This window comes from Bradyrhizobium sp. CSA207, assembly GCF_029051685.1.
Taxonomy (GTDB): domain Bacteria; phylum Pseudomonadota; class Alphaproteobacteria; order Rhizobiales; family Xanthobacteraceae; genus Bradyrhizobium.
On the sequence record NZ_JAACFT010000056.1, the window covers coordinates 1 to 24,146 of the forward strand.

Genomic DNA, 24,146 nt, shown 5'->3' on the forward strand with positions numbered 1-24,146 from the left:
TTGCGTGAACAACGGACGTATCCGTTTCTTGATCTCTCGAAGCGACGCCGCCCACAACGCAAGCGTCTCCTCGATCGACGCTGCTGGCGTCCACGACCTCCGAATCATGGTTACCCATGGATTCAGAAAGCTCCATAAAAGGCAACTGTAATGCTAGGGGGAACGGAGATGAGGTTCGGCGGCAGCTGAAAGGTGGACAAGGCTAGCCATCTCGCTGCGCAGTCGGCGTGCTGTTACGACGCCTGCACTATTTGCGTCGGGGCGGCCTGCAGGCGGTCGCATTGCAGTGCACCGAGGGCCTGAATTACAGGGTTCTTGCCTTGAGGATGCCGAAGAAGTGGTCCTGCCACCTGTCCCGCGGCCTGCCCGCTGACGAGACGAATCTGTTAGGAAAAGTAGGCTGCCTGTATACACATGCTCGGCGATCTCGAAAGGACCGCCGGTCATCAAAAACTGGGGTGATGTCTTCTTATTACCCGTTAGAGTGATTTAACCTACGCCTTACGCAGAATTCCGCCAGGTGCTAGGCGAAACCTCGATTTGATTAGAAGAGGAAGAGTTGAACGTGTGATCAATCAAATCGCCAAGAACGCAGGCGCCATGATTTGGGTCGGACTTGACTTCACGTGTCGTTCCACGAGCTAGAACAAGTTTGGCGATTTGCGTACGATTGGCGATAGTACGGCGATCTGGCGGTAAAGCTGCGACTGCCTCGTCGAAAAGTTTAGCTAGGATACGGAGGTCTTCTGGATAGAAGAGGTCACCGTGTTTTTCCGCTGGGACTGTTCGCCTGCTGGCGCTCGCCTCGCCTATTGCGCCGAGTTCCAGTTTTGCCGCGACCAGTTCGCTTGTGAGTTCGTCGAGCAGCTTGACCGCTCCGAGCGCGAATTTGTCCTGGCAGCTCAGTTGAGCCACGACCTCCAATTGGAAAGCAATGCGGTGCTCAAGGTGCTGAATGCGCGACGTGCAAACAATCTCCTTCGGTTTATCGGTTCTGGGGGCCGCGTACAAAAAGTTGCCACGCCTTCCATTTTCGTCGGGCAAATCTGGCAGTCTGCGCGAGAGCCAGTCGCTGTTGCTCAAGGTACAGAGCGCATAGGCTTTCATCGGGAGCAGGAGGAAGATGTTGATCGGGGTGTGCAGCGAGAAGCCGAGAAAGCGAAGCTCGCCGGCGCGAAGGGCTGCCACGCTGCATCGAATCATCGTCATCGCGACGATGGTCAGACCGGTCCACCAGGGCACGGTGCCCGTGAGCGCGAGCTGAGCGAGCGCGGCAATCGATGAGATGGCGAGCAGCAGCGGCCCGAGGTTCTGTCCGAGCACATCGAGCGTGAGGTACCGATCGAGGCCGGGCAGCAGGTGCAAACCGAGCAGCGTGTCGCGGTAGGTGCTCCGCGCCCAGCGGAGCTGTTGCCGCAGATATGGCAAGAGCCTGTCCGGGACCACCGTGGCGGCGATGGCGTCCGGAACGTACTCGGTTCGAAACCCCGCCTTAAGCATGAGGACGGTCAGATGGCGGTCCTCACCGAAATCGCTCGGCTTTCCCCGAAAGAACTGCGTCTCGTACTGGTCGAGCAGCAACATGAGCGCGGAGCGGCGGTACATGGCACACGGCCCGCAGCAGCACATGACGGCACCGAAGCGCGTCTGCGCTGCGCGCTCCTCGTTGCAAGCCAACCAGTACTCCATGTCGATCAATCGGGTCAGCCAGCTGTCGTTCCGGTTGCTGGCCGTCAATTGACCCATGGCCGCGCCGACGGCTTGATCTTGCATCTTGCGTACGAGCTTGCTGACCACGTTGCTGGCGAGTTCGGTGTCGGAATCGACGTTGAGCACGAGATCGCCGAATGACCGGCGTATCGCGGCGATCTGTGCCTTACGCTTGCCAACGTTACTTGGCAGCAGAATGACACTGACCCTCGGGTCATATGCGTAGCTCGCGTGCACGGGTGCCACTGCACCGACATTTGCAGAGCCGTCATCGACCACATAGACCTGCAATCGCCCTGGGTAGTCCTGGCGTGCGATAGACTTCAGGCAGGCCGCCAGCGTGCGCGGGTCCTCGTTGAAGCAGGGCACGATGACATCCACGCTGGGCAGAACACCGCTGTCGATCGGGTCATACGGCGGCAGTGAGGCGTCGGTTCGCAGCGCATAAAGCGCCTGCGCGCTCTTATGGACGCTGGAGAGCAACGCGTAGGAGGCAGCAGCAACGGTGCTGATGGTGGTAAGCAGGGTCATGGGAATTGATCTATTCAGTGAGGTTGAGGAAGCGACCGGATTGCAAATCCACGGTCATGCAGGGCTGGAATGAGCTGGGCGAGCGCCATCACAGTCTGGTCGCGCCGACCAGCATGAGGGCGGCGGCCCAACTCGTCGGGTGGGCATCCGTCGTGCAGGAGCACGATTGCCCCCGGCCGGACCGCGGCCAGCACCGCGGCAACAATCGCCTCGACGCCAGGACGAGACCAGTCTTGCGGGTCGACTGACCAGTGCAGGGCCGCCAGTTCGGCCTTCGCCGACGCGGCGAGGGCCTCCTTGGTCCAAATCCCGTGCGGCGCACGCATGTGCCGTGGCCACGAGCCCGCATCAAAGACACTCCAGTTCCTTGTTGACTCGCAAAGCACTCGCGATCGACGGCGACGCCGGACCGGTGCGCGTCAAGCGCAGCCATCCGGGATCAGGCTGCCAGAGCGCTGCACCCAACGGCGCTAGATCGCCCTTCTCGCTATCGGCTTGCGCTGCGCCGCTCCTGCTAAGGCTGGCTAGAGATCTGGAGGCGAGCTGCCCATGCTGTCTCATGGCTGGTGTCGGAGACAGATTAATGCATGCAAGCAGCTCGCGCGCGCCACGATAGCGAGGCCAAGACTTCCCTCTATCTGGACGCAAGAGGTGATCATGTGCTGGCGATCACTCGTCATCCGCCCATTGCGTTGAAAATCGCGAATACGTTGTCACGCGCCTTATCCTGAATCATCCTTGCTATAGCCGGCGGCTAGCTATGTGGATTCGGAGAATATTGGTAAAATCTATTGTTTTGATGGGAGGTATCCATGCTGCGGATGGGCCAAGAGGAATCCATCAACGTCGGGTGGGTGAGCCGATCCTCTTGATCCAATTGATCAGGCGCATACCGAAGAATGGCTCAACATGCGACCTTCGGTTCGGTGAAGGTCATCGCCAAGCATCGAGGCCATCGCGCGAAAACGCGAACCATGATACTCGAGCTGATTCAACTCAAGCGCCGCTTCCCACGAACAGAGTCGAGCCCGCGCCACTGCCCGATGACGACGAGTGGCCGTTCCTTTCGATCAGAGTTGAGCGGATACGCTCGTTGGCTCGACCCAGAGGACCGCTAAAGATGGCCAGAGAGAGCCTGGTTCTGGATGATCGAGAAGAACCTGAGTGTGCAGCTTTTCGGCAGGTTTCAACCAAGCCTGCCGGCCCCGGGAGACAGTGGATTCATCAGATTCATCAACTAGCGAGGTGCTGTCGCTCCAATCCACGAGCTTCAAAGCTCCTCAGGAACTCAATCGAAGCGCCTCGGCTAACATCAATAGTGCATAGCCAAGTGTTGCGGCGGGCGATGGGTGGAGCGGGCATGGATCAATGCATCTTGGGATTAGCGCTGCAGATACCGATTCGGCCAAGAGTATCCTCAGCGCGGCGCGGTTCGCTGTTCATGAACATTTTCGTTGCAAAGTCGAGCGACCTGAATGCTCGGTCGCGGACCGCCTGCGGCAAATCAGGAGTCGCGTCGATCGCAGCGCGCGCGTCGCTCATAATCTTATCTTTTGCGGAAAGAAGCTTTGCATCTAACATTGCGTGAAGCGTCTCTCGAACGTCAGGTGAGATCGAGCTGTCTCCATCGATCAATTCTCGAAGTTTCCAAAACATACGCTCGACTGCTACCATAGAACTGAGGACTGACATCAGTCTTTGTGACATCATTGCCATCTCCTTCTCCAGCCAGATTCTGGCGACTGTTCCAGCGAAATCAGATCTGTGCCCGTTTGACACCGGCGCGAGGCGCCCCTGAAACAGGCGAATGACTGGGACACAATTTTTCTGCTACGCCCCAGGGGCGTGAGACGCAGGTTGCTCAGGGGAGCTCGCAAAGCGTCCGATTTGCGCGCAAGGTATTTATCTTTCCTGTGCTCCGGGCCGTAACCCCGGGTCCGTGCGGTGGCTTACGTCGAAAACCGACGTGGAGGGTGGTTCTGTTTGCCACAAACCACCAGCGGCATCGGAGTTGGACTTCTCCTGCCAGGCGTCCAATGCTTTTCCGCTTGTTCACTGGATCGCTCTGTTATTCAGGCGGAATTGACTGAGTGATCCCGGTCACGCAACGGTGGTCATCCGATACCCGGTGCTCGGGGCGCCCACGCGTTTTGTGATTGCATGGGTACATCGAGATTGAGCCTCCCGATCTGGCGGAGGTGTGTTGATCGTGCGCCACGTTGACCTCGATCGTTCTCGACTCTCCATCGGCCGTCTGGTCGAGCTCAGAGGAAATGCTAACTTAAACGCACATATCATTTCTTGTGCCGGCGTCCGTATCTCGGATTGATTCACTTCGTCTGTCTTACTGTCCTCGTCGCTGCACGGCTATGCTGTGCAAACCGTGCATTTTACCCACCACCGGCCACCGCGTTTCTCCGCGCGTAACTTGCCGCGGCGGATCCGAGAGAGCACGGCTTCGGGGCTTATGTGGTTCATCACCGCGAACCGCTGAACAGTGAGGTAGTCCTCATCGAGAGGTCGCGGGGTGCTAATGCCGTGCTCGGCCAGCAGAATGCGCAGCGAAGCCAACTCTGCGAGCACGATCTCGAGCTTACGCGCGATTTCTTCGGTTTGAGCGGAGCGCTGCCGGGACCGAGTCACGACAGGCCCGCTCGGGCAATAAGCCGCACCTTGGATTCGTGTAGAAAGCGATCGACGAACCGGCGCGCCAAAGCGGAACGAGCGTGAGCCGACTTACCTGCCCAAGCAAGCCACTGCTCGGGTTGTGTCAACGCATGCAAAGTGAAGGACAGGCCATTCATTGCCGTTACGCCTTCTGTTTGGTGATGTAGTCCAAAGGGTCGAATCCGCGTAGAAGCCGTTTGGACCGCAAGAGGGGCCTTATAGATGCATTCGGCTCCGGCATTCATCGGCCTCGGCGCTGCCATTTGTTGCTGGGTCAATGGCGAATTTATCGGAATTCGCTGTTGGCTCACCGTCAGCGGTCTGCCGCGATGAGCTCCGAGTGAATCGCAGTTGCCGTATTGAGGCAGGCATCCAGTGTCAGAGACCCGAAGGCGAGCTGGCAAAGAAGATAGTTGGCGCCTGCCGCTTCCACGTGATCGAGAAGAGTTTGGCGCACCGAAGCGCGCGTTCCGACAACGCACAGTTCACTCTCAATTGCGGCATCCAAGGTCAGGGGTAGGTTAGATGGAGGCGGGATGTCATTGAGGTCGTACAGGAACTTAAAGCTCTTGAGCCATGTTTCGTAGGCTGGCGCGGCGAGGGAACGGGCGGCTGCTTCAGAGCTCGCGATTACGACCATGCGGAGCAATGCGAGAAATGGTGCTGAACCGCTGGCGTCACGCTCCGCGTTTCGATGAGCGTGATAGCGATCGGTGACCTTGCGAACGGCAGAAGAAGGCCCCACGCAGGCCAGATTTGCGCCATTTGCCGCCGCCCAGTGGGCAGACTCTGGCCGATTTGTAGCAATCCATGTCGGGGGACAAGGACGCTGGTGAGGTGAAAGCGTCAAAGGAACGTCGTTCAGCGCAAAATGTTGCCCTTGGTATGAGAGCGGGCCGCCATTCATCGCGCTAACGAAGATTTGGGAAGCTTCCTCGTAACGGCTCGAGGCAACGTCGGCTCCAACCCCAAAGTAGCTCAGTTCGATCGGTAGGGAGCCGCGACCAAGGCCGACCTCAACCCTGCCGCTGCTCAGGTGATCCAACATGCAGATCTCCTCGAATGCACGCAGCGGGTGATAGAGGTTGAGCAGCATGACCAATGGACCAACGCGAAGTCGCCGTGTGCGTTGTATGACGCTCGATAGAAACAAGTTCGGCGATGGACCACGTCCATGGGGAGTGCAATGATGCTCCGCCAGATGATAGGCATAGAAACCGAGCCGGTCGTAGACCTCCGCCAGCGCGAGGCGGTCCGCGTATTGCCGGGCGATATCGCGGCCGTCCTCGTCAAGATGATCAAAGATGCCGCAGGTCAGGTTTGAGGGAAGAACGTTTCTCACTCAGTTAGCTCCTATGTAGAGAGGACCGGTGTCCGCTGGGTTTCGGGGGGCAAGAGGCGCTCGCTGGCAAGGCGCTGCATAGGCTGCGAAGACGTCCTCAACAGCTCGTAATGCGCCGACTGGATAAAAACTGACTCCGGCTGCGTCGCGAAGCTGCATCATGTGTGGGGCCGGATCGATTACGAACGGGGATCTGTGACATGAGTGGAACGGGCCATTAGCCACGGCATCCCACTTTCTTAAGAATGCTGCCGACAGCCGCAAGAAACGCATCCATCTGGCGCTTTGTACCGATACTAACCCGAATGCACTCTTGCAGGCCGGCATCCGGAAAGAAGGCAACAAGGACTTTCTGGTCTTCCAACGCCGCCTGCCACCATCTGCCACCTTGGCCTACCGGCACACGGGCGAGGAGGAAATTCGCGTGGGAAGGCGTTACAGAGAACCCAAATTCTGAAAGGGCGGCCGCTACGCGCTGCCGCTCAAGCCTAACGTGGCGATGGTTCTCCTCGTAGGCGTCGCGATGCGCAAGGACGCTCATGCCCACCGCATGAGCGACCACATTCATGTTGAAAACATTCTGGATGTTGCGAAGCCGCCCAATTAGCTCGGGATGGCCGAAACCGAAGCCGACGCGAATGCCAGCGGCGGAATAACTCTTGGAAAACGTGCGCAGGACCAGAAGATTCGAATGGCGCTCAACAAGGCGTAGGCCGTCCTCAGGTGCGAAATCGACATAAGCTTCGTCCAATACGATCAATCGGTCAGATCGTATAACGAGGCGTTCGATCTCAGCGAGCGGAACAAAGGTTCCGGTCGGATTGTTCGGATTGGCCAGCAGAATGAATTTGGCATGTTTAGCCGCACCGAAAAGCAGCTCGTCCATCGGCAAGCAGTCAGGTTCAGACCAGGGAATTTCAATGAAGCGGGCCCCTTGCAACATGGCAAGCTTGCGATTGAACGAGAAGCCGGGCGACATCATTGCGATACCGTCCCCCGGGGCAAGAAAGGCTCTGTAAATGAGACTGAGGAGTTCAGACGATCCATTGCCAGCCATCACGCGATCAGTTGCAATGCCATAGGCAGCTGCGGCCGCTTGTCTCAAGCTGACATTGTCGTCTTCCGGATAGAGGTATTGCAACTCAAGAGCTGCAATTGCGCTTCGCATCACGATGCTTGGCAAAGGAAATGGGTTCTCATTCGTGTTCAGTTTCACGCAACCATTGTCCGGGGTGGGCCGCCCGGAGGGCAGAGCATCCAATTCGCGTGCGACCGGCGAGAGCGAGGAAAGCATAGCTTGCAGTTTGGCATCCAATTTGGTGTTCTCCCTTTTGTCGACGCGAGCAGTTCACGGCGTTCATCGAGCCTACGTGGCGCGTGCTATATTCGGAGCCGGGAAGCGCAAGGCGTGCATGAATGTGAGTGTTGGGGGTTCATAGGCGGAATTAGATCTAAGCGCCGCACCGGATCAGAGCCCGTCTCAAAGTCCGGTAGCGATCAGTACAGATCAGGCGTCGCACGGCGTTATCCCAGCGAATACCTGTTTCTACGAGGGGATGGAACGCCACGTCCACTCGGCCGAACAGCGCTGCTAACGCTTGGCTCGAACTCGCACAATCCGCAGACTGACTGCGCGCGGCTGACATCTTGCCACAAGCTACGTTCCTTCTGAAGAGGCGCTGACAGCTCACTGCCGAGAGCGAGGCGCGCATCAGTTTGACTAGCTGGAAGAAGGTACCGATGTTCGTCGGCCTCACGAATGTGGAAGGGGTGCTCACTGCAGTGGCACCAGGCGAATGGGAACGTACTCTTCGGGTGGCCGTTCGGGTGCACACGACAGCTGTGATAGCATTGCCGCGAAGGCGAGAAATGCTGCGACTGTGGCGACTGCGATGCACGTGAGCAGCGCGTAATCGCTATGTCGAGGATGGTTCATCATTCGAACGCTCCGTGCGGTGTTGGGGCGGGAGATCAGTTCTGCTCGACCGCTTCCACGGTATTGTCGCGCCAGCGGTAAACGATGAAGCCAGGAGCGGCATTGTCTCCCTTGGAGTCGAATCGAACCGTGCCAATGGCCGTTTCGATCGATTCCGAGCGTAGCGCCGCAGCGACCCGCGTGGCATCGAAGCTGCCGGCCCGTTTGACCGAGTCGGCCCATGCTTCAACGGCGGCATAAGCGTAGAGCGTGTAACCTGCGGCAGACAGTCTCGAACCCTTGAGCTTGGCGACAGCGGCTGCCCCTGCAGCATTATTCGTCGGGTCCGGCATAAAGGTGAAGAGCGTGCCATTTGCGGCGTCGCCGGCAATGGCCAAAAAGTCGCTTGTCATCAGCGGATCGTTGGCGATCACGGTCAGGCGTGCCCCCGCCTCCGCAGCTTGGCGCACGATGAGGCCGATCTCGTTGTAATAGCCGCCGATATAGAGGATCTGGATTCCCTCTCTCTTCAGTCTCGAAACCAGAGCGGTGTAATCCTTCTCGCCGGCAACATAGCTTTGTCGAATAATGTGCTCGCCAGCTGCATGAAGCCGCGCTTCAACGATATCGGCGATGCCTTTGCCTGCTGTGCTCTTGTCGTCGAGGACCGCGATCTTTGCGCCTTGGTGGTGCCGCACGATGTATTCGGCTGCAACCCGGCCTTGTTGGTCATCGCGGCCGCAAATCCGAAACAGCGTGGTTAGGCCACGCTCTGTCAGGCGGGGATTCGTCGAGCCAGGTGAGATCTGAATCACCTCCGCTTCGGCGTATATATCTGAAGCCGGAATCGACGAGGATGAACAGAAGTGCCCAACGACAAGCTTGATCCCCTCAGTTGTCAAGCGATTCGCAACAGCGACGGCCTGCTTGGGATCGCATGCGTCGTCGGCAATCCTCAATATGAGCTTCGTGTCAGGCAGCAGACCCGATGCATTTATCGAATCCACAGCCGCGGCCGCTCCGTCGTATATCTGCGCGCCCAGCGCCGCAGTGCTTCCCGTCATTGGGCCCGCTACCGCAATGTAAACATCTTTTGCGAAGGCGCTCGAACTCAAGATCAGGGAAAGGAGCGCAGCAGCTGCAAGCCTATGGACGCGAAGAATCGACATGTGGAGCTCCCGATATCGCGCCACGTCTTGGTCTGCTTCGCCGTTGGTATGACGCGGCGACCAGTAGTCCGGCGCAATGATGTTTGAATCGAACTCAGGTTGGTACGAACAGGCTTAAGTTGTTGCCGGTTTCATCCATAAGTATCGGGCGGGCACGGACGAATGGACGTTGCGGGACTGGTCAGGAGAGCGTCTTTCTAGGCGTTGACAGTACCCAATATCGAACATCCTGCCGGTATCCGGTACACTCGCCAATCTCCTGCGCTCGGCGGATGTGTGCCGACGAGGCGCTTGAAAGGCCCGGCCGATCATCCGCCGACTTGTTGTCGCCGAGGCCTCTCACCGGGAGGTTCCGAAAGTGATGCCGATCATTGGATCTCCCTCAGTCTAGCCGACGGTCTGTCCGCCCCGCCGCTGCGACGATGCGTTAGACGGTACAATATGACGCTACGTGCGAATCAAGTACTTCGAAGCTTGCTCGTCGAGGTTGTTTGCCAAAGATACACAAGAGCGAAAGACCCAATGAGTGCCAAAAATGGAGAGTGGGAGAGGAAGTGCTACAGGCCAACGATCTTGTCAGTCAGAATTGAAGAGTCACTATCGACTCATTGGGTCTAGAGACATTCCGACACCGAGAGCGTGCGCAACCGGGTTCGTCAATTCTGTCCCAGCTGATCCTCCAGCGCGGCGAGGGCCAGATCGAGGTATCGCATGAGGCTCGCATCCCAGCCGGCGAGATTGTGTGGTTCGGTCAATCGCGTCAGCACCTTGAGTATCATTGAGACAGTCGAATCAACTCCTGCGATCTCGGTCAGGAGCGAACGGGCCTGACGCGCGACTGCATTTGCCCGCTCACTACATGGAGGCTCGTCCTGATCCATGCAGCTTCGTAGCTCGTCGCGAATCTTCCGCCACCGATCTTCGCGGCTAGCGTTAGAGGCGCATGTGCAGATGGCCGAGGGGGTGCGCTTCTCGATCCGTGACATTGCATCCAACGTGGCCGGGAGTTCGTCGACACTGACTTGTGTCTCACTTTGCGTCGTCATATTGCGCAATCGGTCCCTTAATAACGTCGTCCGCGCGACTTGAAGTTCAATCCGTTCCAGATGATTGCGCAACAGATCCGTGAGAGACGTCCGCCCCTCGATTGCTTTGCGGATCTCAGGAAGTGAGAAGCCAAGCTCACGCAGCGCGCGAATCTGAGAGACGCGTTGTAGGCTTTCGCGATCGTACATGCGGTGACCGCCATCGGTACGTTCCGAGACGGTCAACAACCCGGTATGTTCGTAGTGATGCAGAGTGCGTACCGTTACGCCGGTCGCCTCTGCAAGTTCTCCAATGCGCCATCGGCGCCGTCGTGGTGTGGCGTTTGTCATGGTCCTCAATTTTCAAGCCTACAACCTGACGTCACGTGAGAATCAAGTTATTTCAATGATCTAGATGATGCGTCTCTTTGCGAACCGAAGGACTGAGAGCACGCTGTTGATCAAGCGGCCGAGACAAGTGCAAGCATCAAGGTCGCCAGCGACCCCAATTCATCCCTCGCTGCGCGTTGCAGAACAAGTCTAGCGATCGCCGCGCGGTTCTCGCTGGTTCGCATGCATGTCGGTAAACATGTGATTGCTTGATCAAAAAGGTGTCCCAACATCGCGAGATCCTCCGGATCGTAGACTCCACTCGACTCATCCAAGAGTAGGCTCCTTTCATTGTCGCACTCGCGCCGCACGTGACGAAGCCGTTTGGCCGTGGTGGGGCAAAAACGAGACGGACCGGCGACGTGCGCGAAAGAATGCGACAGGGAGGGGTCGCGTGATGCCGTTGTGCAACACGGCGTGTGCTTACTTTTGTCCAAGACTGCGCTAGCTGAAACTGTGCAATGTCTCCTGGATGCTGCCGCAGCGGTGGCCATCTGCTGTCTGATCGGCACGAGAAGCGAACACAGGTGCATGCAGCTCCGCTTGATCTCAAGATCCTGCTTCACGAAACGGCGGACCCAGACACAGTACTGATCTGATCTGATCTGATCAGATGGGCATCTTTCGATCGCAATCCTTGCTGTAATGTCTATCGTTGAGCCGGGCGTTGATTGGTCAATCATCGCAGATCAGTTCTGCCACCACGTCGTGGCGCGGCCGCCGGCTCGGCGCCTAACAGCGTTTTCAACACTCTGCTAGTCCAGTTGAGATGGCATTGTGGGCGCGAAGGCGTTGCTCGCGCATGGCTACATCTGTTTTTGGAGTGCCACAAGATGATGGCTGCTCTTTAATGGCGCAAGTCCGCGGCCGCAAAGCGTCGGGAGAATGAGAAGGCGGGCCTCAAAACCATTCCCGGCATGCATCTCAACGCAAGCGCATCTCGCGCGGCTGGCGAAACGTTGCTCGCGATTGAGGACCGAGTCTCGAAGGAGCACTCCGGCATCCGCTGGACGTGGAGGCGCTCAAAACGGGTCTACGGGTGCCCCCGGCACAGCGCGGCCACGCCCGGCGAAACGACGACGTGCCATGGCTCCTACAGCAATAACTCGCATATCCAGACCTGTGCCGGATCAGTGTCGCGGAGCGCAGTACATCGGACGGCCTCGCCAGATGCAATGCACTAGAAGTGCAAGGATCCGTAGCGGCACTGTCTTTGCACAAAGCCTGGCGAGCCTTGCCGGCAGCCGCGCTATACGGGTCCGCAATAGCAAAGGAGGATGATGCTATAGCTTGGACGAGGATCTTAATGCGCATCTTAAGACCATGCTCAAGCCAAAGCTACCCCTCGAATCTGGGGGGCCAGTGTCTGGCGAATTCGCCGCAAGTATCCTATCAAACATAAGGCTCGAAGTTCTCCTGTCGCGGTATTGGCTTGCTTGTCCGGCAGCTCACTCACTCAATTCCATCCTCGAGCAGTATCGCTTTGGCGTGCGCGCGCTGGACATAGATGCTTCGGGTAAGATAGGCAAATCATGTTACCGCGCCGGAGGAGCCCTTCAGCGGTGAGGGGCAGCAACTCGAGACCGACGGCGGTGGCGTCGCGCGTCACGCCACGGCACTTTCGAAAGAACACGACTGGTCGCGAGGTCCGAAAGAAGGACCCCGCACGCATGATCCGATTTGGCTTGGGTGAAAATGTCGGCCGAAATGATCAAAAGCTGTAGGTGGAGCAGGGCTTGGCGAATGGGAGCGGCGAGTCTTTCCGTTCCGTGCGAGGACATTGGCACAGTTGCCGTCGTCTCATAAACACTCACCAGCGAAACACGCGCGCAGCGGGACAATGCCGCGAGTTCATCGCCGGCGGATCCAGGTTGAGCCTGCGGCCAGCGACTTTGCGGTTACGCTCGATCATGCCGGATCGAGGACAATAAGAGTAAGATAAGCACTGTTGAGATGACGTGTCCCAACCTCCATTCCAGCCTTGCGCAATACCTCTCACTTGCAGGTTCCGCTCCCCCGAGTTTACGTCAGCTCGCGTTGGGCTTTGCGGGCGCGACGGTGGACGGCGTTGGCGTTCGGCAGAACAAGTTGTTTCGACGCGAACGAGCGGGCATCGCCCTTGTAGGTCGCCCGCCACCTGGACGTCTAGCTACTGGCGTGCTTCGGCATTACTTCGATCGCCGGGACAGTTGACGGTAAGGAGAACGCCCACCGTCAGGCGGAGAGCTGCGCGGGTGCGCTACCAGCGTCCACGTTGCAGCCTCGATCGCAGGTGTTGGTCTACAACCTGACGCGGTGTGCGATTCAAGGGATTTTTAGTGCTGAGGCCGGATATCGTTCACCTGATTGGCCAGATCATTTCGCAAGCTCTGAACTTGGCTCACGTGGAACGGTGCGATGCAGCCCGTCCGGATCAGCGGAAAGTCATTGCGGAGCGCCGCCGAGCGAGCTGTATGAGCGCAAGATCGTAACGGCAGCGCGAGATCAATAGCGCCTGCGTCCCGATCAAACTGCGCTCGAGCGCGCCAATGTCGACCATCCCGAACACCAGTCAGAGGACCGGAGCTTCGAGCCTGGCGTAGATCTGGTTAACGGAGAGGTCGCAAACGGCCGAACAATCCTAGAACGTGCCGTGACATTGGCCGGTCTCGGACGGAGAGACCATCATCGCTGCTTCTTGCAAGAATATGTTGCGCATCCAAATGCTTGCAGGATCAGTATTATGAATGGCGGGCCATTGGACGGCCTCGGTGAATGTGAGAAGTCGCAGCGGAGGTTCAATAACCCGCAGGGGCATCGTCTTTGCGAAATGGCTGACGAGTCTCGAGGGCATGCTCGCAATACGATTGGTGCCCAATAACATAGGCGGAATCATACCAAAACCCTGCACAGCGACCTCGGTGCGTATCTTGAAACCATGCTCGAGCAAGAGCCATTCGTGGAACGAGGGCCTCAGGAAGCGCCCAAACTGAGCTTCCACGTGCCCGATCGACATGTACTTCTCGGACGTAAGTCGCGGCGCTAGCTGCTTGTTCATGGGGCAGCCCACGCAAACAAAGTTGTCCTCGAACAGCGTCGCCTTGGGATGCGCACTCGACATGAACATCTCCGGATACATGAGAAAATCGACTTCACCGCGCCGGAGAAGCTCATCGGGTTCCTCTGAGGGGGGCAGCAACTCGAAAGTGATTCTAGGAGCATCCCGCGCGACGCGGTCCACGATTCGTCGAAAAAACACGACAGTCATGAAGTCGGACAGGATGATCCTGAATCGCCGATTCGATTGAGACGGATTGAAATCGTCCGGAGAAATAATGGAGAGCTGAATGTGAGCGAGAGCCTCGCGAATCGGGGCTGCGAGCGCTTCAGCGCGCGGGGTTGGGACAAGCTTCCGGCCCTTCATCGTGAATAGCTCATCGCGAAAGTAAGTGCGAAGCCGCGCGACGGCGGCACTCATGGCAGGTTGACTGAGGTTGATGCTTCTTGCCGCCGACGTGAGATTGCCTTGCGTCACCAGGGCGTCGAACGCGACGAGGAGATTCAGATCGAGGCCCTTGAAACGCATAATCCTGAGTGATCCACGGTGTGAATGTGTTCTATCGATACAATCGATTTTACCATTTGTACCGAATGAGGATAGCAAAACGCGAGTTTAGCGAGAAGTCAGATCTATCCGAATGGTTACAACTCGTTGCGCGTCTCAGCCCAGCGCAAGGGATCGATCAACACGTCTGCACCGTGCGGTCGCAGTTTCGCGCGTGTTGTGCAAGCCATATCTCGCTCCACGACGGTGGGGATCTGCAAACTTGCGTTGGTGTATACGACGAGCAAACCTTCGTATGGCCTCGCCAACCCATTCTATACCAGCCGTGTACAGCCGTAGAATTGAGCGAACGCTCAACTTGGCCGTAGATTTCCTTCCAGTCGGCCCCCTCCGGTTGCAGGTGCCGAATGTGTTGTGGTCGCATCCGAGTGGATTGCGTCCTTGTTGGGGTGAAATCGTGCGGAACATGCAAGTGAAGGCGTCCTTGGCGAATCTGATGCGAGTTGCGCACACGCTCGACGTCGTCTCCATTGTGAACGCAGATCAGTCAGTGCGTGAAGCTCTCACGGATGTGGTGTTTTCCGCAGGTTACGTGCCCGAACCATTCGAGAGCGCAGACGGGTTCTTGAAATCAGGCCGCCGTTTGATCACGTCGTGCTTGATCGCCGACATGCAGTCGAGCGTGATGAGTGGCCTTGAGCTTTTCCATCATCTGATTGCATCCGGAGGCGCGATTCCCACCGTTCTGCTTACAGACCACTCCCAAGACGATGTGAGGCGCGTCCTGCAAGCTGGACTCCAGTTCTTGGGCAAGCCTTTCGAACGTAGCGAACTGCTGGCCTGCGTCAGGAGCCAGATAACGAACAGGAATTACTCTCTATGAACATGATCGCGCCCGTATCCACACGAGGTGTTTCGGCGCGCCCTCCAGTTCGTTGGAGGCTGTGCTGGGAGAATGAGCTACAACTTGCCGACCATATTGAATTGTCGGACTTCTTCCGGAAGACCTATGGCCCGACCGGGGAATTCAACGCAAAGCCCTTTGAAGGTCATCGAAGCTGGGCCGGCGCAAGGCCTGAGATTCGGGCAATCGGCTACGATGATCGTGGCGTCGCGATCCACATCGGCGCACTGCGCCGCTTCATAAAAGTCGGTGAGATCGATCTGCTCGTGGCTGAACTCGGATTGTACGGGGTGCGCCCGGATCTCGAGGGGCTCGGAATCACCCACTCCATCCGCGTGATGTATCCTGTATTGCGAGATCTTGGCGTGCCGTTCGGCTTTGGCACGGTCCGATCTGCCCTGCAGAAACATATTACCAGGCTGCTCGGGCGACAGGGATTGGCGACTGTTCTGCCAGGATTCCGCGTCCGGTCCGCTCGCCCGGATATCCATCTCACTGTGCCTCCGACGCGCGTGGAGGACGTGGTCGTCCTCGTTCTGCCGATTGCGAAACCTATGAGCGAATGGCCGGCCGGTGAGATGATTGAACGGAACGGGCCAGAGCTGTGACGTCGCCCAAGAACGTGACTGCGCGGAGCGACTACGCCGACGCCGGCGGAGAGCACTGCGTCTATCTGACCTTTGATGATGGTCCCAACCCGCTTTGCACGCCGGCTATCCTAGATGTGCTGGCGCAGCATCGGGCCCCCGCCACCTTCTGCGTCATCGGTGCATATGCAGCGGGCCAGCCGGAGCTGATCCAGCGCGTCATTGCAGAAGGGCACGAAATCGCAAACCACACAATGACGCACCCGGAATTGTCCAAATGCATGCCGGATGAGGTGGAGTACGAGATCCTCACGACGAACAAGGTCATCGGAATGGCCTGCCCCGGAGCCTCTGTGCGGCACATGCGTGCGCCGTATGGGATTTGGACCAACGAGGCCCTCGCCGCATCGGCGAAGGCCGAACTGGCAGCTCTGCACTGGTCAGTCGACCCGCAAGACTGGTCTCGTCCCGGCGTCGAGTCGATCGTTGGCGCGGTGCTGGCCTCGGCCCGGCCGGGGGCAGTCGTGCTCCTGCACGACGGATGCCCTCCCGACGAGTTAGGACGCTGCCCTCATGCTGGTCGGCGCGACCAGACTGTGACGGCGCTCGCCCAGCTCATTCCAGCACTGCATGACCGTGGATTTGCAATCCGGTCACTCCCTCAACCTCACTGAAATAGATCAATTCCCATGAGCCTGCTTGCCACCATCAGCACCGTTGCTGTTACCTCCTACGCGTTGCTCTCCAGCGTCCACAAGAGCGCGCAGGCGCTTTATGCGCTGCGAACGGACGCCGCATTGCCGCCGTATGACCCGGTTGACACCGGTGCTCTGCCCAGCGTGGATGTCATCGTGCCCTGCTTCAACGAGGACCCGCGCACGCTGGCGGCCTGCCTGAAGTCTATCGCACGCCAGGACTACCCAGGGCGATTGCAGGTCTATGTGGTCGATGACGGCTCTGCAAATGTCGGTGCAGTGGCCCCGGTCCATGCGAGCTACGCATATGACCCGAGGTTCAACGTCATTCTGCTGCCAAGCAACGTTGGAAAGCGTAAGGCGCAGATCGCCGCGATACGCCGGTCCTTCGGCGATCTCGTGCTCAACGTCGATTCCGACACGGAAATCGCCCCCGACGTGGTCAGCAAGCTCGTATGCAAGATGCAGGATCCAGCCATCGGCGCGGCCATGGGTCAATTGACGGCCAGCAACCGGAAGGACAGCTGGCTGACCCGATTGATCGACATGGAGTACTGGTTGGCTTGCAACGAGGAGCGCGCGGCGCAGACGCGCTTCGGTGCCGTCATGTGCTGCTGCGGGCCCTGTGCCATGTACCGCCGTTCCGCGCTCATGTTGCTGCTCGACCAGTACGAGACGCAGTTCTTCCGGGGAAAGCCGAGCGACTTCGGTGAGGACCGCCATCTGACGATCCTCATGCTCAAGGCAGGGTTTCGAACCGAGTACGTTCCGGACGCCATCGCCGCCACGGTGGTCCCGGACAGGCTCTTGCCATATCTGCGGCAACAGCTCCGCTGGGCGCGGAGCACCTACCGCGACACGCTGCTCGGTTTGCACCTGCTGCCCGGCCTCGATCGGTACCTCACGCTCGATGTGCTCGGACAGAACCTCGGGCCGCTGCTGCTCGCCATCTCATCGATTGCCGCGCTCGCTCAGCTCGCGCTCACGGGCACCGTGCCCTGGTGGACCGGTCTGACCATCGTCGCGATGACGATGATTCGATGCAGCGTGGCAGCCCTTCGCGCCGGCGAGCTTCGCTTTCTCGGCTTCTCGCTGCACACCCCGATCAACATCTTCCTCCTGCTCCCGATGAAAGCCTATGCGCTCTGTACCTTGAGCAACAGCGACTGGCTCTCGCGCAAAATAGCGAAATCATCAGACGTAGATGAATCGAAGGCCTCGATCGAAGACGCGACAACTGGACCAAACCTGAACCCGGGATCGGAAACGCTTGGCTCAATTCGCAGGGCAGGTCTTTCGCGCGCTCCCTCGCAGCTGATCGCGCCGGATGGCATTGCGGCCGAGACTGACTGAGCAATTTTGTAGGGGAATTAAGTGGTGAGCGTGGACAAGACATATCAGTTATTGGAACGGGAGCTGGCTAACGATGACCCGTGGCGGCTTGACGACAATCCGTTCGAACGTGAGCGTCACACCCAATTGCTACGGCTATCGCTGTCGAACGGCGCCGTCTCAACCGGCCTCGAGATCGGGTGCGCGGCCGGTGCATTCACAGAGAAGCTTGCTCCTCACTGCAAACGGCTCACGGTCATCGATGTTATGCCGCGAGCGATCGGTCGAGCGGTCCAGCGGACCAAGAGGTGGTCGCATATCAGCTGGGCGGCGACCGATATTCTGCAGTTCTCGACCGAAGAGCTGTTCGACCTGATCGTGGTCGCCGAAGTTCTCTACTATCTCGAAGACACGACACAAATCCGTACCGCAATCGACAACATGGTGAAGATGCTTGCTCCAGGTGGGCATCTGGTCTTCGGATCTGCACGTGATGCCACCTGTAGGCGATGGGGGCATGTCGCTGGTGCCGAGACGGTCATCGCGATTTTGACTGAAGCGCTCATTGAGGTCGAACGCGTGCAGTGCCAGGGGCAGTCGGCTGACGAAGACTGCTTGTTGGTCCGCTTTCGCAATCCGGGGCGATCTTCGATCCCTCCCAACGGCCGAGCTTGAAAGGAGCCACTATGCGTATCTGCGGTATCAAGTTGACGCATGACGGGGCAGTCGCTCTGATCGAGGACGGCCGGGTGGTGTTTTGCGTCGAGCAGGAGAAGCTCAACAACAATTCGCGTTATCAAACCATCGACAACCTGGATTCCGTTGTTAGCGCCTTGGCGGAGCACGGGCTGGATCCAAGCGATGTCGATCAGTTCGTCATTGATGGCTGGGACGGAGAGTTCGAATCGCAGTTTGAAGTCCTTAGTGGGACGACGACCGTCAAGCTCAAGGGCGCGCCGTATGTCGAAGGCCAAGGCGATAGTCCCCTGACGTCCCGCGATCGCATCGGCCTCATGCTTGATGGGAAGCTATATCCCTATCAAAGCTATCCCCATGTCACCGGGCACGTAGCATCCGCATACTGCACCAGCTCGTTTGCCAAATCCGCACAATCTGCTCTCTGCTTGGTGTGGGACGGCTGCATGTTTCCACGCCTCTATCATGTCGAGCCCCACTGCATCCGGTTCATCGAGTGCCTGTTTCCGATGATAGGCCACGCCTATGCGACGGCAGGACATCACTTTGGACCTTACAGGCGGGCCGACCGGACCAGCTGGGATCTCGGTATTGCCGGCAAGCTGATGGCCTATATCGCGCTGGGAGCGCCCGACGAGGACATTATTAAGACGTTTCAGGAGCTTTATCAGGCGCACTTTGCCACGGATGCTGATGGCGCCTGTCCTGAGCTTGCACAGATCAACAGCTCACGATCGCCACTTGAAGCTCTGCACGACTTCTTCGACGCGTGCGCACTGCGATTGAAGGCCAAGCAAGCCGAAGACGTCCTTGCATCATTTCACGTCTTTCTAGAGCGTCTGCTGGTTCGCACAATTGCTGATGTTGTGGAGCGGCATTCGGATCTTGCGGGGGCGCGTAACCTCTGCATAGCCGGCGGCTGCGGCCTGAATATCAAGTGGAATAGTGCATTTCGTGCGACGGGCCTGTTCGATGTCGTGTGGGTGCCGCCCTTTCCGAACGACAGCGGCTCAGCCATCGGTGCTGCTTGCTCTGCACTGGCGGCACAGCAGGGCTTTAGAGCCCTGGAATGGTCGGTCTACGCTGGACCGGCCGTTCGTCCGAGCGAAGTCCCGCCCGAATGGGAGAGCGCGCCCTGCACTATGGGCGAACTTGCGGCAATCCTCGCGAGCGACAAGCCCGTGGTCTTCCTTGCCGGGCGTGCCGAGCTCGGACCACGAGCGTTGGGCGGCAGAAGCATTCTCGCGGCTGCGAGCTGGAAAGGAATGAAAGATCATCTCAACGACATCAAACTTCGCGAGCATTTCAGGCCGGTAGCGCCGATATGCCTGGAGGATCGCGCGGCGGAGATTTTTAGCCCTGGAATACCCGATCCGTACATGCTGTTCGATCACCAGACGAGACCGGAATGGCGGAACAAAATTCCCGCTGTCGTGCATCTCGATGGATCTGCCCGGCTACAGACCGTTTCCAGAGCCTCTGAGCACAAAGTGGCCGAGCTTCTCATCGAATACGAGAAGCTCACAGGCATTCCGCTGCTTTGCAATACCAGCGCCAATCTGCATGGACGCGGCTTCTTCCCGGATGCTGCCGCCGCGTGCCAGTGGGGACGCGTCGATCACGTATGGTGTGACGGCCTGCTTTGGACGAAAAAGGGCGCGAGCGAGGAAGCGGCGCGAACAACGTCCGTCGCGATGGCGTAAGCAAATGTCAACCGCGGCAGTCGACCTTTTCGAGGTGAGCAAGTCCTACAACGACAGGGTCGTCGTGGACGCTCTTTCGTTTACGGTCTCGCCGGGAGAGTGCTTCGGTCTGCTGGGACCAAACGGCGCGGGTAAAAGTACGCTTGCACGTTTGATCCTGGGTGTTGCATCGCCCGACGCAGGTAAGATCCGCGTCCTTGGCGAGCCGGTGCCGGCACGTGCGCGCTTGGCGCGCAGCGGCATCGGGGTTGTCCCACAATTCGACAACCTTGATCTTCAGCTCACGGTCCGCGAAAACTTGCTCGTTTTCGGGCGCTACTTCGCCATGAGCGCGGCCGAGATCAAAGCGGTCACGCCGGCGTTACTCGAATTCGCCCGCCTGGAGAACAAGGCGGATGCTCGCGTCGCCGAACTGTCCGGCGGCATGAAGCGGCGACTGACGCTAGCTCGTGCCCTCATTAACGACCCGCAGCTCCTGGTGCTTGATGAGCCCACGACTGGCCTTGATCCGCACGGCCGTCACCTGATCTGGGAACGCTTGCGCTCGCTATTAGCGCGCGGCAAAACGATTCTTCTCACCACGCATTTCATGGAAGAGGCGGAGCGGTTGTGCGATCGCCTGTGTGTGCTTGAGCACGGCCGTAAGATTGCCGAAGGCCGGCCTCACGCGCTGATCGAGCAGCAGATCGGTTGCCAAGTAATCGAGATTTACGGCGGTAATCCGCATGAACTGCTGCCGCTGGTCAGACCCCACGTGCAGCGCGCTGAGGTGAGCGGGGAGACGCTGTTCTGCTATGTCACGGATCCAGAGCAGGTGCGCGTCCGGCTTGCCAAACGCACGGATCTTCGCCTTCTGCAGCGTCCTCCAAATCTGGAGGATGTCTTCTTGCGGCTAACCGGTCGAGAGATGAAGGACTGAACGATGTGGCAACGTTTTGCGCCGGCGCTCCCTGCCAATCCATGGAACTGGATCGCGGTATGGCGCCGCAATTTTCTGGTCTGGCGGAAAGTCGCTCTGGCGTCGATTCTTGGAAACCTGGCCGAGCCGATGAGCTCTCTGTTCGGTCTCGGTTTTGGCCTTGGAATGATCATAGGTGGCGTTGAGGGGACCTCATACATCTCGTTTCTGGCCGCCGGCATGGTCGCCACAAGCGCGATGGTCTCCGCAACCTTCGAAACGATCTATGCGGCCTACGCTCGCATGCAGACAAATTGCACGTGGGACGCAGTACTCTGTACGCCCCTTACCCTCGGCGACATCGTTCTCGGTGAAGTGGCATGGGCAGCAAGCAAGGCCTTGCTCGCCGGGATGGCGATCACGATTGTTGCCGTCGCGCTGGGTTATGCAGAGTGGTCATCCATTCCCTATGCGCTACCAGCCATCGCCCTCACTGGCGTTACGTTCGCGAGCCTCGCAATGGTCGTTTCAGCGCTTGCACCGAGCCACGACTATTTCATCTTCTATCAGTCACTCATTCTCACGCCCATGATGTATTTGAGCGGGACGATCTTCCCTATGAGCCAGTTGCCGGGCGCATTTCAACGTATAGCGGCCTTGTTGCCGTTGACACATTCGGTCGATCTCATTCGTCCAGCAATGCTCGGTCGGCCAGTCGACAGCGTCGGCTTGCATGTGGCTGCACTTTGCATTTACGCAGCGTTTCCCTTCCTCGTCTCGGCCGCGCTGCTTCGGCGGCGCCTGATGCGGTGAGAGGAACAAGACCTAAAGCGAAGCATCGCATGTGCGAGATCGGATATCGGGCGTAACGAGCTTCCGATTCGCGTGCGACGCTTATGTGAGCCTCGTTACGCCAGCGATGCCTGATCGGCCCCGCGGCGAGGTGCGGCCTACTCGCAAAGCAAGCGATACGAAATAGGCCAACAGGCCTCTCAGGATGAACGGAGAACAAGATGCTGTGTCTAGGATTGAGTGGCGGGCTCGACAGGGTCTATGAAAACCCGCTTGAACTACCGAACACGTTTCTGCACGACGGCGCCGCAGTACTTGTCAAGGACGGGCGCGTCATCGCTGCCGTCGAAGAGGAGCGTCTCAACCGGATCAAACACTCGAACAAGCTCCCGAGCAGTGCGATTGAATACTGTCTTGCAGCCGCGGGTGTGGAGCTGCGCGACGTCGATCGCATTGCGTTCTACGCCACCGAAGCCTATTGCAACGCGATGCTCGAACGGCTGTTCATCTCACAACCTGAGATCTCGATTCCGCTAAATGCCAATCTGCTATTACGGCACCTTCTAGCGGCGGAGTTCGGCACCGAAATTGATCCTTCGCGGGTGTCATTCGTAGGCCACCATCAGGCACATGCCGTGAGCGCTCTGGCGATGTCGGGTTTTGAAGAAAGCCTGGTTCTCGCGATCGACGGTTGTGGCGACTTCCTCTCGGGTCTCTTGGCGGTCGGGTCGGGCACCGAAATGACCGAGCTGATGACGTTTCCGGAGAATAACTCTCTCGGACTGTTCTATCTGGAGACGATCCGATATCTCGGCTACGGCCTGTTCGACGAGTATAAGGTTATGGGACTGGCTCCTTACGGAGATCCCGCACGCTATCGCGAGCTCTTTTCCCAATTCTATGAGCTCTCCGCAAACGGTGGCTACCGCGTTCACCTCGACCGTATTGGCCCGGCATTGCTGCGCAATATCGATGTCCGGCGAAAGGGGATGCCGTTCACGCAACAGCATCAAGATGTGAGCGCATCCTTGCAGGAGGCGCTGGAACGGATCGTGTTTCACATTCTTCGGCATTACCGTGAATCGACCGGAATGAAACGGTTGTGCCTGGCTGGCGGGGTGGCTCACAACTGCACTCTGAACGGAAAACTCCTGTATTCAGGCCTGTTCGAAGATATCTTCGTGCAGCCGGCTGCGCATGATGCCGGATGCGCATTAGGCGCGGCACTGATGGTGTCGAACGAGGCCGGGCAACCGGCGCCGCGCGAGCGACTACAGGCGGTTTATTGGGGGCCAGATGTCGGCAGCGACGACACCATCGAACAGGAACTGAAGCGATGGGCTGGACACCTGGAGATTGAACGGACCACCGACGTCGCAACCAGAGCAGCCGAGTGGATCGCTGATGGCGCCGTGATCGGGTGGGTACAGGGCCGGTCCGAGTTCGGCCCTCGTGCGCTCGGCAACCGCAGTATTCTTGCGGACCCGAGGCCCGCCGCAAACAAGGACCGGATCAACGCGATGGTCAAGAAGCGCGAGAGTTATCGACCATTTGCGCCATCGGTTCTGGAGGAGGATGCGGGTGCGTTCTTTGAGTTGCCGGATGGTCGCGCAGAATATCCCTTCATGAATTTCGTCGTTCGCGTGCACGAATCCAAGCGTGCTTTGCTGGGTGCGATCACGCATATCGATGGTACGGCTCGGCTGCAAACGGTTTCCCGCACGAACAATGCCGCCTATTGGGAACTCATAAATGCGTTCAAGAGCCGGACAGGCGTCCCGATTCTGCTAAATACGTCATTCAACAACAATGCCGAACCAATCGTGGATTCCGTTGCCGATGCGATTACGGCGTTTTTGTCGACCGAGCTCGATGGCCTTGTGGTCGGGTCATTCCTCGTCAAGAAGCGGGCAACAACGCTCGAAAGCTGGACTGCACTCGCTGTATCACTGCCGCCCCATGTATCTCTGTACCGGGTTCGCGCTCATGCGGGCCGAGAACGCCAGGAGACAGTCTGCGAGATCCGCATGGGTCACTCGAGCCAGGACAGCGTGCGCGTTTCGCATGACCTGTTCGACATGCTGATGCAAATTGAGAAGGAAGCTGTTCTTGCCGATCTTCTCGCCAGGGTCACCTCTGATAGGACGAGGCGCGAAGCTCTCGTGAACGAACTGCGCGGGCTCTGGGATCAGCGCCGTATTCGGCTGCATCCGTCACAGACTGCGCGGTTGTAAAAGGTGAGCAAT

General features: G+C 58.4%; 15 protein-coding genes and 2 pseudogenes. 9 read left to right on the forward strand and 8 right to left on the reverse strand.

Translation table 11 applies throughout. From position 1 onward, the window contains the following. Nucleotides 1-1,020: 1,020 nt before the first annotated feature. From nodC (GWG65_RS37515) to GWG65_RS37550, 8 genes and pseudogenes are all read right to left on the reverse strand, one after another. Nucleotides 1,021-2,241, reverse strand: a pseudogene (gene nodC / locus GWG65_RS37515) (chitooligosaccharide synthase NodC); the annotation flags it as partial. 14 nt (nt 2,242-2,255) lie between these two features. Beyond that, nucleotides 2,256-2,573: pseudogene (locus tag GWG65_RS37520) on the reverse strand (chitooligosaccharide deacetylase NodB); the annotation flags it as partial. 1,033 nt (nt 2,574-3,606) lie between these two features. Then, a complete protein-coding gene (locus GWG65_RS37525) occupies nt 3,607-3,957 on the reverse strand; it encodes a hypothetical protein (RefSeq protein ID WP_275200434.1) in 351 nt (116 codons plus the stop codon). Between the two features lie 1,264 nt (nt 3,958-5,221). Beyond that, nucleotides 5,222-6,250 carry an LLM class flavin-dependent oxidoreductase gene (locus GWG65_RS37530; protein WP_275200435.1) on the reverse strand — a complete coding sequence of 343 codons (1,029 nt, stop codon included), beginning with the start codon at nt 6,248-6,250 and terminating at the stop codon, nt 5,222-5,224. A 217-nt stretch (nt 6,251-6,467) separates the two neighbouring features. After that, complete coding sequence (gene hisC / locus GWG65_RS37535) at nt 6,468-7,544, reverse strand: histidinol-phosphate transaminase (RefSeq protein WP_275200449.1); 1,077 nt, start codon at nt 7,542-7,544, stop codon at nt 6,468-6,470. A 677-nt stretch (nt 7,545-8,221) separates the two neighbouring features. After that, a complete protein-coding gene (locus GWG65_RS37540; RefSeq protein ID WP_275200436.1) occupies nt 8,222-9,334 on the reverse strand; it encodes a branched-chain amino acid ABC transporter substrate-binding protein in 1,113 nt (370 codons plus the stop codon). A 656-nt stretch (nt 9,335-9,990) separates the two neighbouring features. After that, nucleotides 9,991-10,710, reverse strand: coding sequence for a MerR family transcriptional regulator (locus tag GWG65_RS37545; RefSeq protein ID WP_187436281.1), 720 nt, complete (start codon nt 10,708-10,710; stop codon nt 9,991-9,993). A gap of 2,659 nt (nt 10,711-13,369) precedes the next feature. Then, nucleotides 13,370-14,314 carry a LysR family transcriptional regulator gene (locus GWG65_RS37550; protein ID WP_275200437.1) on the reverse strand — a complete coding sequence of 315 codons (945 nt, stop codon included), beginning with the start codon at nt 14,312-14,314 and terminating at the stop codon, nt 13,370-13,372. Nucleotides 14,315-14,777: 463 nt separating this feature from the next. Between GWG65_RS37550 and GWG65_RS37555 the strand changes: the two genes are divergently transcribed. The 9 genes from GWG65_RS37555 to GWG65_RS37595 all read left to right on the forward strand — a co-directional run bounded on the left by GWG65_RS37555 (nt 14,778) and on the right by GWG65_RS37595 (nt 24,134). Further along, entirely contained in the window at nt 14,778-15,176 is a 399-nt protein-coding gene (locus GWG65_RS37555) for a response regulator (protein ID WP_235940333.1), read from the forward strand. Then, nucleotides 15,173-15,805, forward strand: a complete 633-nt coding sequence (locus GWG65_RS37560; protein WP_148743368.1) for a NodA family N-acyltransferase — start codon at nt 15,173-15,175, stop codon at nt 15,803-15,805. Before GWG65_RS37555 ends, GWG65_RS37560 begins: the two co-directional genes overlap by 4 nt. Before the next feature lie 14 nt (nt 15,806-15,819). Then, the gene (nodB, locus tag GWG65_RS37565; RefSeq protein ID WP_275200450.1) at nt 15,820-16,458 is read left to right on the forward strand and encodes a chitooligosaccharide deacetylase NodB; all 639 of its coding nucleotides are present in this window, start codon (nt 15,820-15,822) and stop codon (nt 16,456-16,458) included. 15 nt (nt 16,459-16,473) lie between these two features. Beyond that, the gene (nodC, locus tag GWG65_RS37570) at nt 16,474-17,832 is read left to right on the forward strand and encodes a chitooligosaccharide synthase NodC (protein ID WP_275200438.1); all 1,359 of its coding nucleotides are present in this window, start codon (nt 16,474-16,476) and stop codon (nt 17,830-17,832) included. A gap of 24 nt (nt 17,833-17,856) precedes the next feature. Further along, entirely contained in the window at nt 17,857-18,486 is a 630-nt protein-coding gene (gene nodS, locus GWG65_RS37575) for a nodulation methyltransferase NodS (RefSeq protein ID WP_275200439.1), read from the forward strand. An 11-nt stretch (nt 18,487-18,497) separates the two neighbouring features. After that, a complete protein-coding gene (gene nodU / locus GWG65_RS37580) occupies nt 18,498-20,210 on the forward strand; it encodes a nodulation protein NodU (protein ID WP_275200440.1) in 1,713 nt (570 codons plus the stop codon). A 4-nt stretch (nt 20,211-20,214) separates the two neighbouring features. Further along, nucleotides 20,215-21,129 carry a nodulation factor ABC transporter ATP-binding protein NodI gene (gene nodI, locus GWG65_RS37585; protein ID WP_275200441.1) on the forward strand — a complete coding sequence of 305 codons (915 nt, stop codon included), beginning with the start codon at nt 20,215-20,217 and terminating at the stop codon, nt 21,127-21,129. Nucleotides 21,130-21,132: 3 nt separating this feature from the next. Continuing rightward, the gene (locus GWG65_RS37590) at nt 21,133-21,921 is read left to right on the forward strand and encodes an ABC transporter permease (RefSeq protein ID WP_275200442.1); all 789 of its coding nucleotides are present in this window, start codon (nt 21,133-21,135) and stop codon (nt 21,919-21,921) included. Between the two features lie 200 nt (nt 21,922-22,121). Further along, a complete protein-coding gene (locus GWG65_RS37595; protein ID WP_275200443.1) occupies nt 22,122-24,134 on the forward strand; it encodes a carbamoyltransferase in 2,013 nt (670 codons plus the stop codon). The last annotated feature ends 12 nt before the right edge of the window (nt 24,135-24,146 follow it).

Excerpts from the sequence above, each read along its gene's own strand:
- GWG65_RS37525 (WP_275200434.1), bottom strand. The coding sequence starts at position 3,957 with ATGGCAATGATGTCACAAAGACTGATGTCAGTCCTCAGTTCTATGGTA.
- hisC (WP_275200449.1), bottom strand. The coding sequence starts at position 7,544 with ATGCTTTCCTCGCTCTCGCCGGTCGCACGCGAATTGGATGCTCTGCCC.
- GWG65_RS37540 (WP_275200436.1), bottom strand. The coding sequence starts at position 9,334 with ATGTCGATTCTTCGCGTCCATAGGCTTGCAGCTGCTGCGCTCCTTTCC.
- GWG65_RS37545 (WP_187436281.1), bottom strand. The coding sequence starts at position 10,710 with ATGACAAACGCCACACCACGACGGCGCCGATGGCGCATTGGAGAACTT.
- GWG65_RS37550 (WP_275200437.1), bottom strand. The coding sequence starts at position 14,314 with ATGCGTTTCAAGGGCCTCGATCTGAATCTCCTCGTCGCGTTCGACGCC.
- GWG65_RS37560 (WP_148743368.1), top strand. The coding sequence starts at position 15,173 with ATGAACATGATCGCGCCCGTATCCACACGAGGTGTTTCGGCGCGCCCT.
- nodC (WP_275200438.1), top strand. The coding sequence starts at position 16,474 with ATGAGCCTGCTTGCCACCATCAGCACCGTTGCTGTTACCTCCTACGCG.
- nodU (WP_275200440.1), top strand. The coding sequence starts at position 18,498 with ATGCGTATCTGCGGTATCAAGTTGACGCATGACGGGGCAGTCGCTCTG.
- nodI (WP_275200441.1), top strand. The coding sequence starts at position 20,215 with ATGTCAACCGCGGCAGTCGACCTTTTCGAGGTGAGCAAGTCCTACAAC.
- GWG65_RS37590 (WP_275200442.1), top strand. The coding sequence starts at position 21,133 with ATGTGGCAACGTTTTGCGCCGGCGCTCCCTGCCAATCCATGGAACTGG.
- GWG65_RS37595 (WP_275200443.1), top strand. The coding sequence starts at position 22,122 with ATGCTGTGTCTAGGATTGAGTGGCGGGCTCGACAGGGTCTATGAAAAC.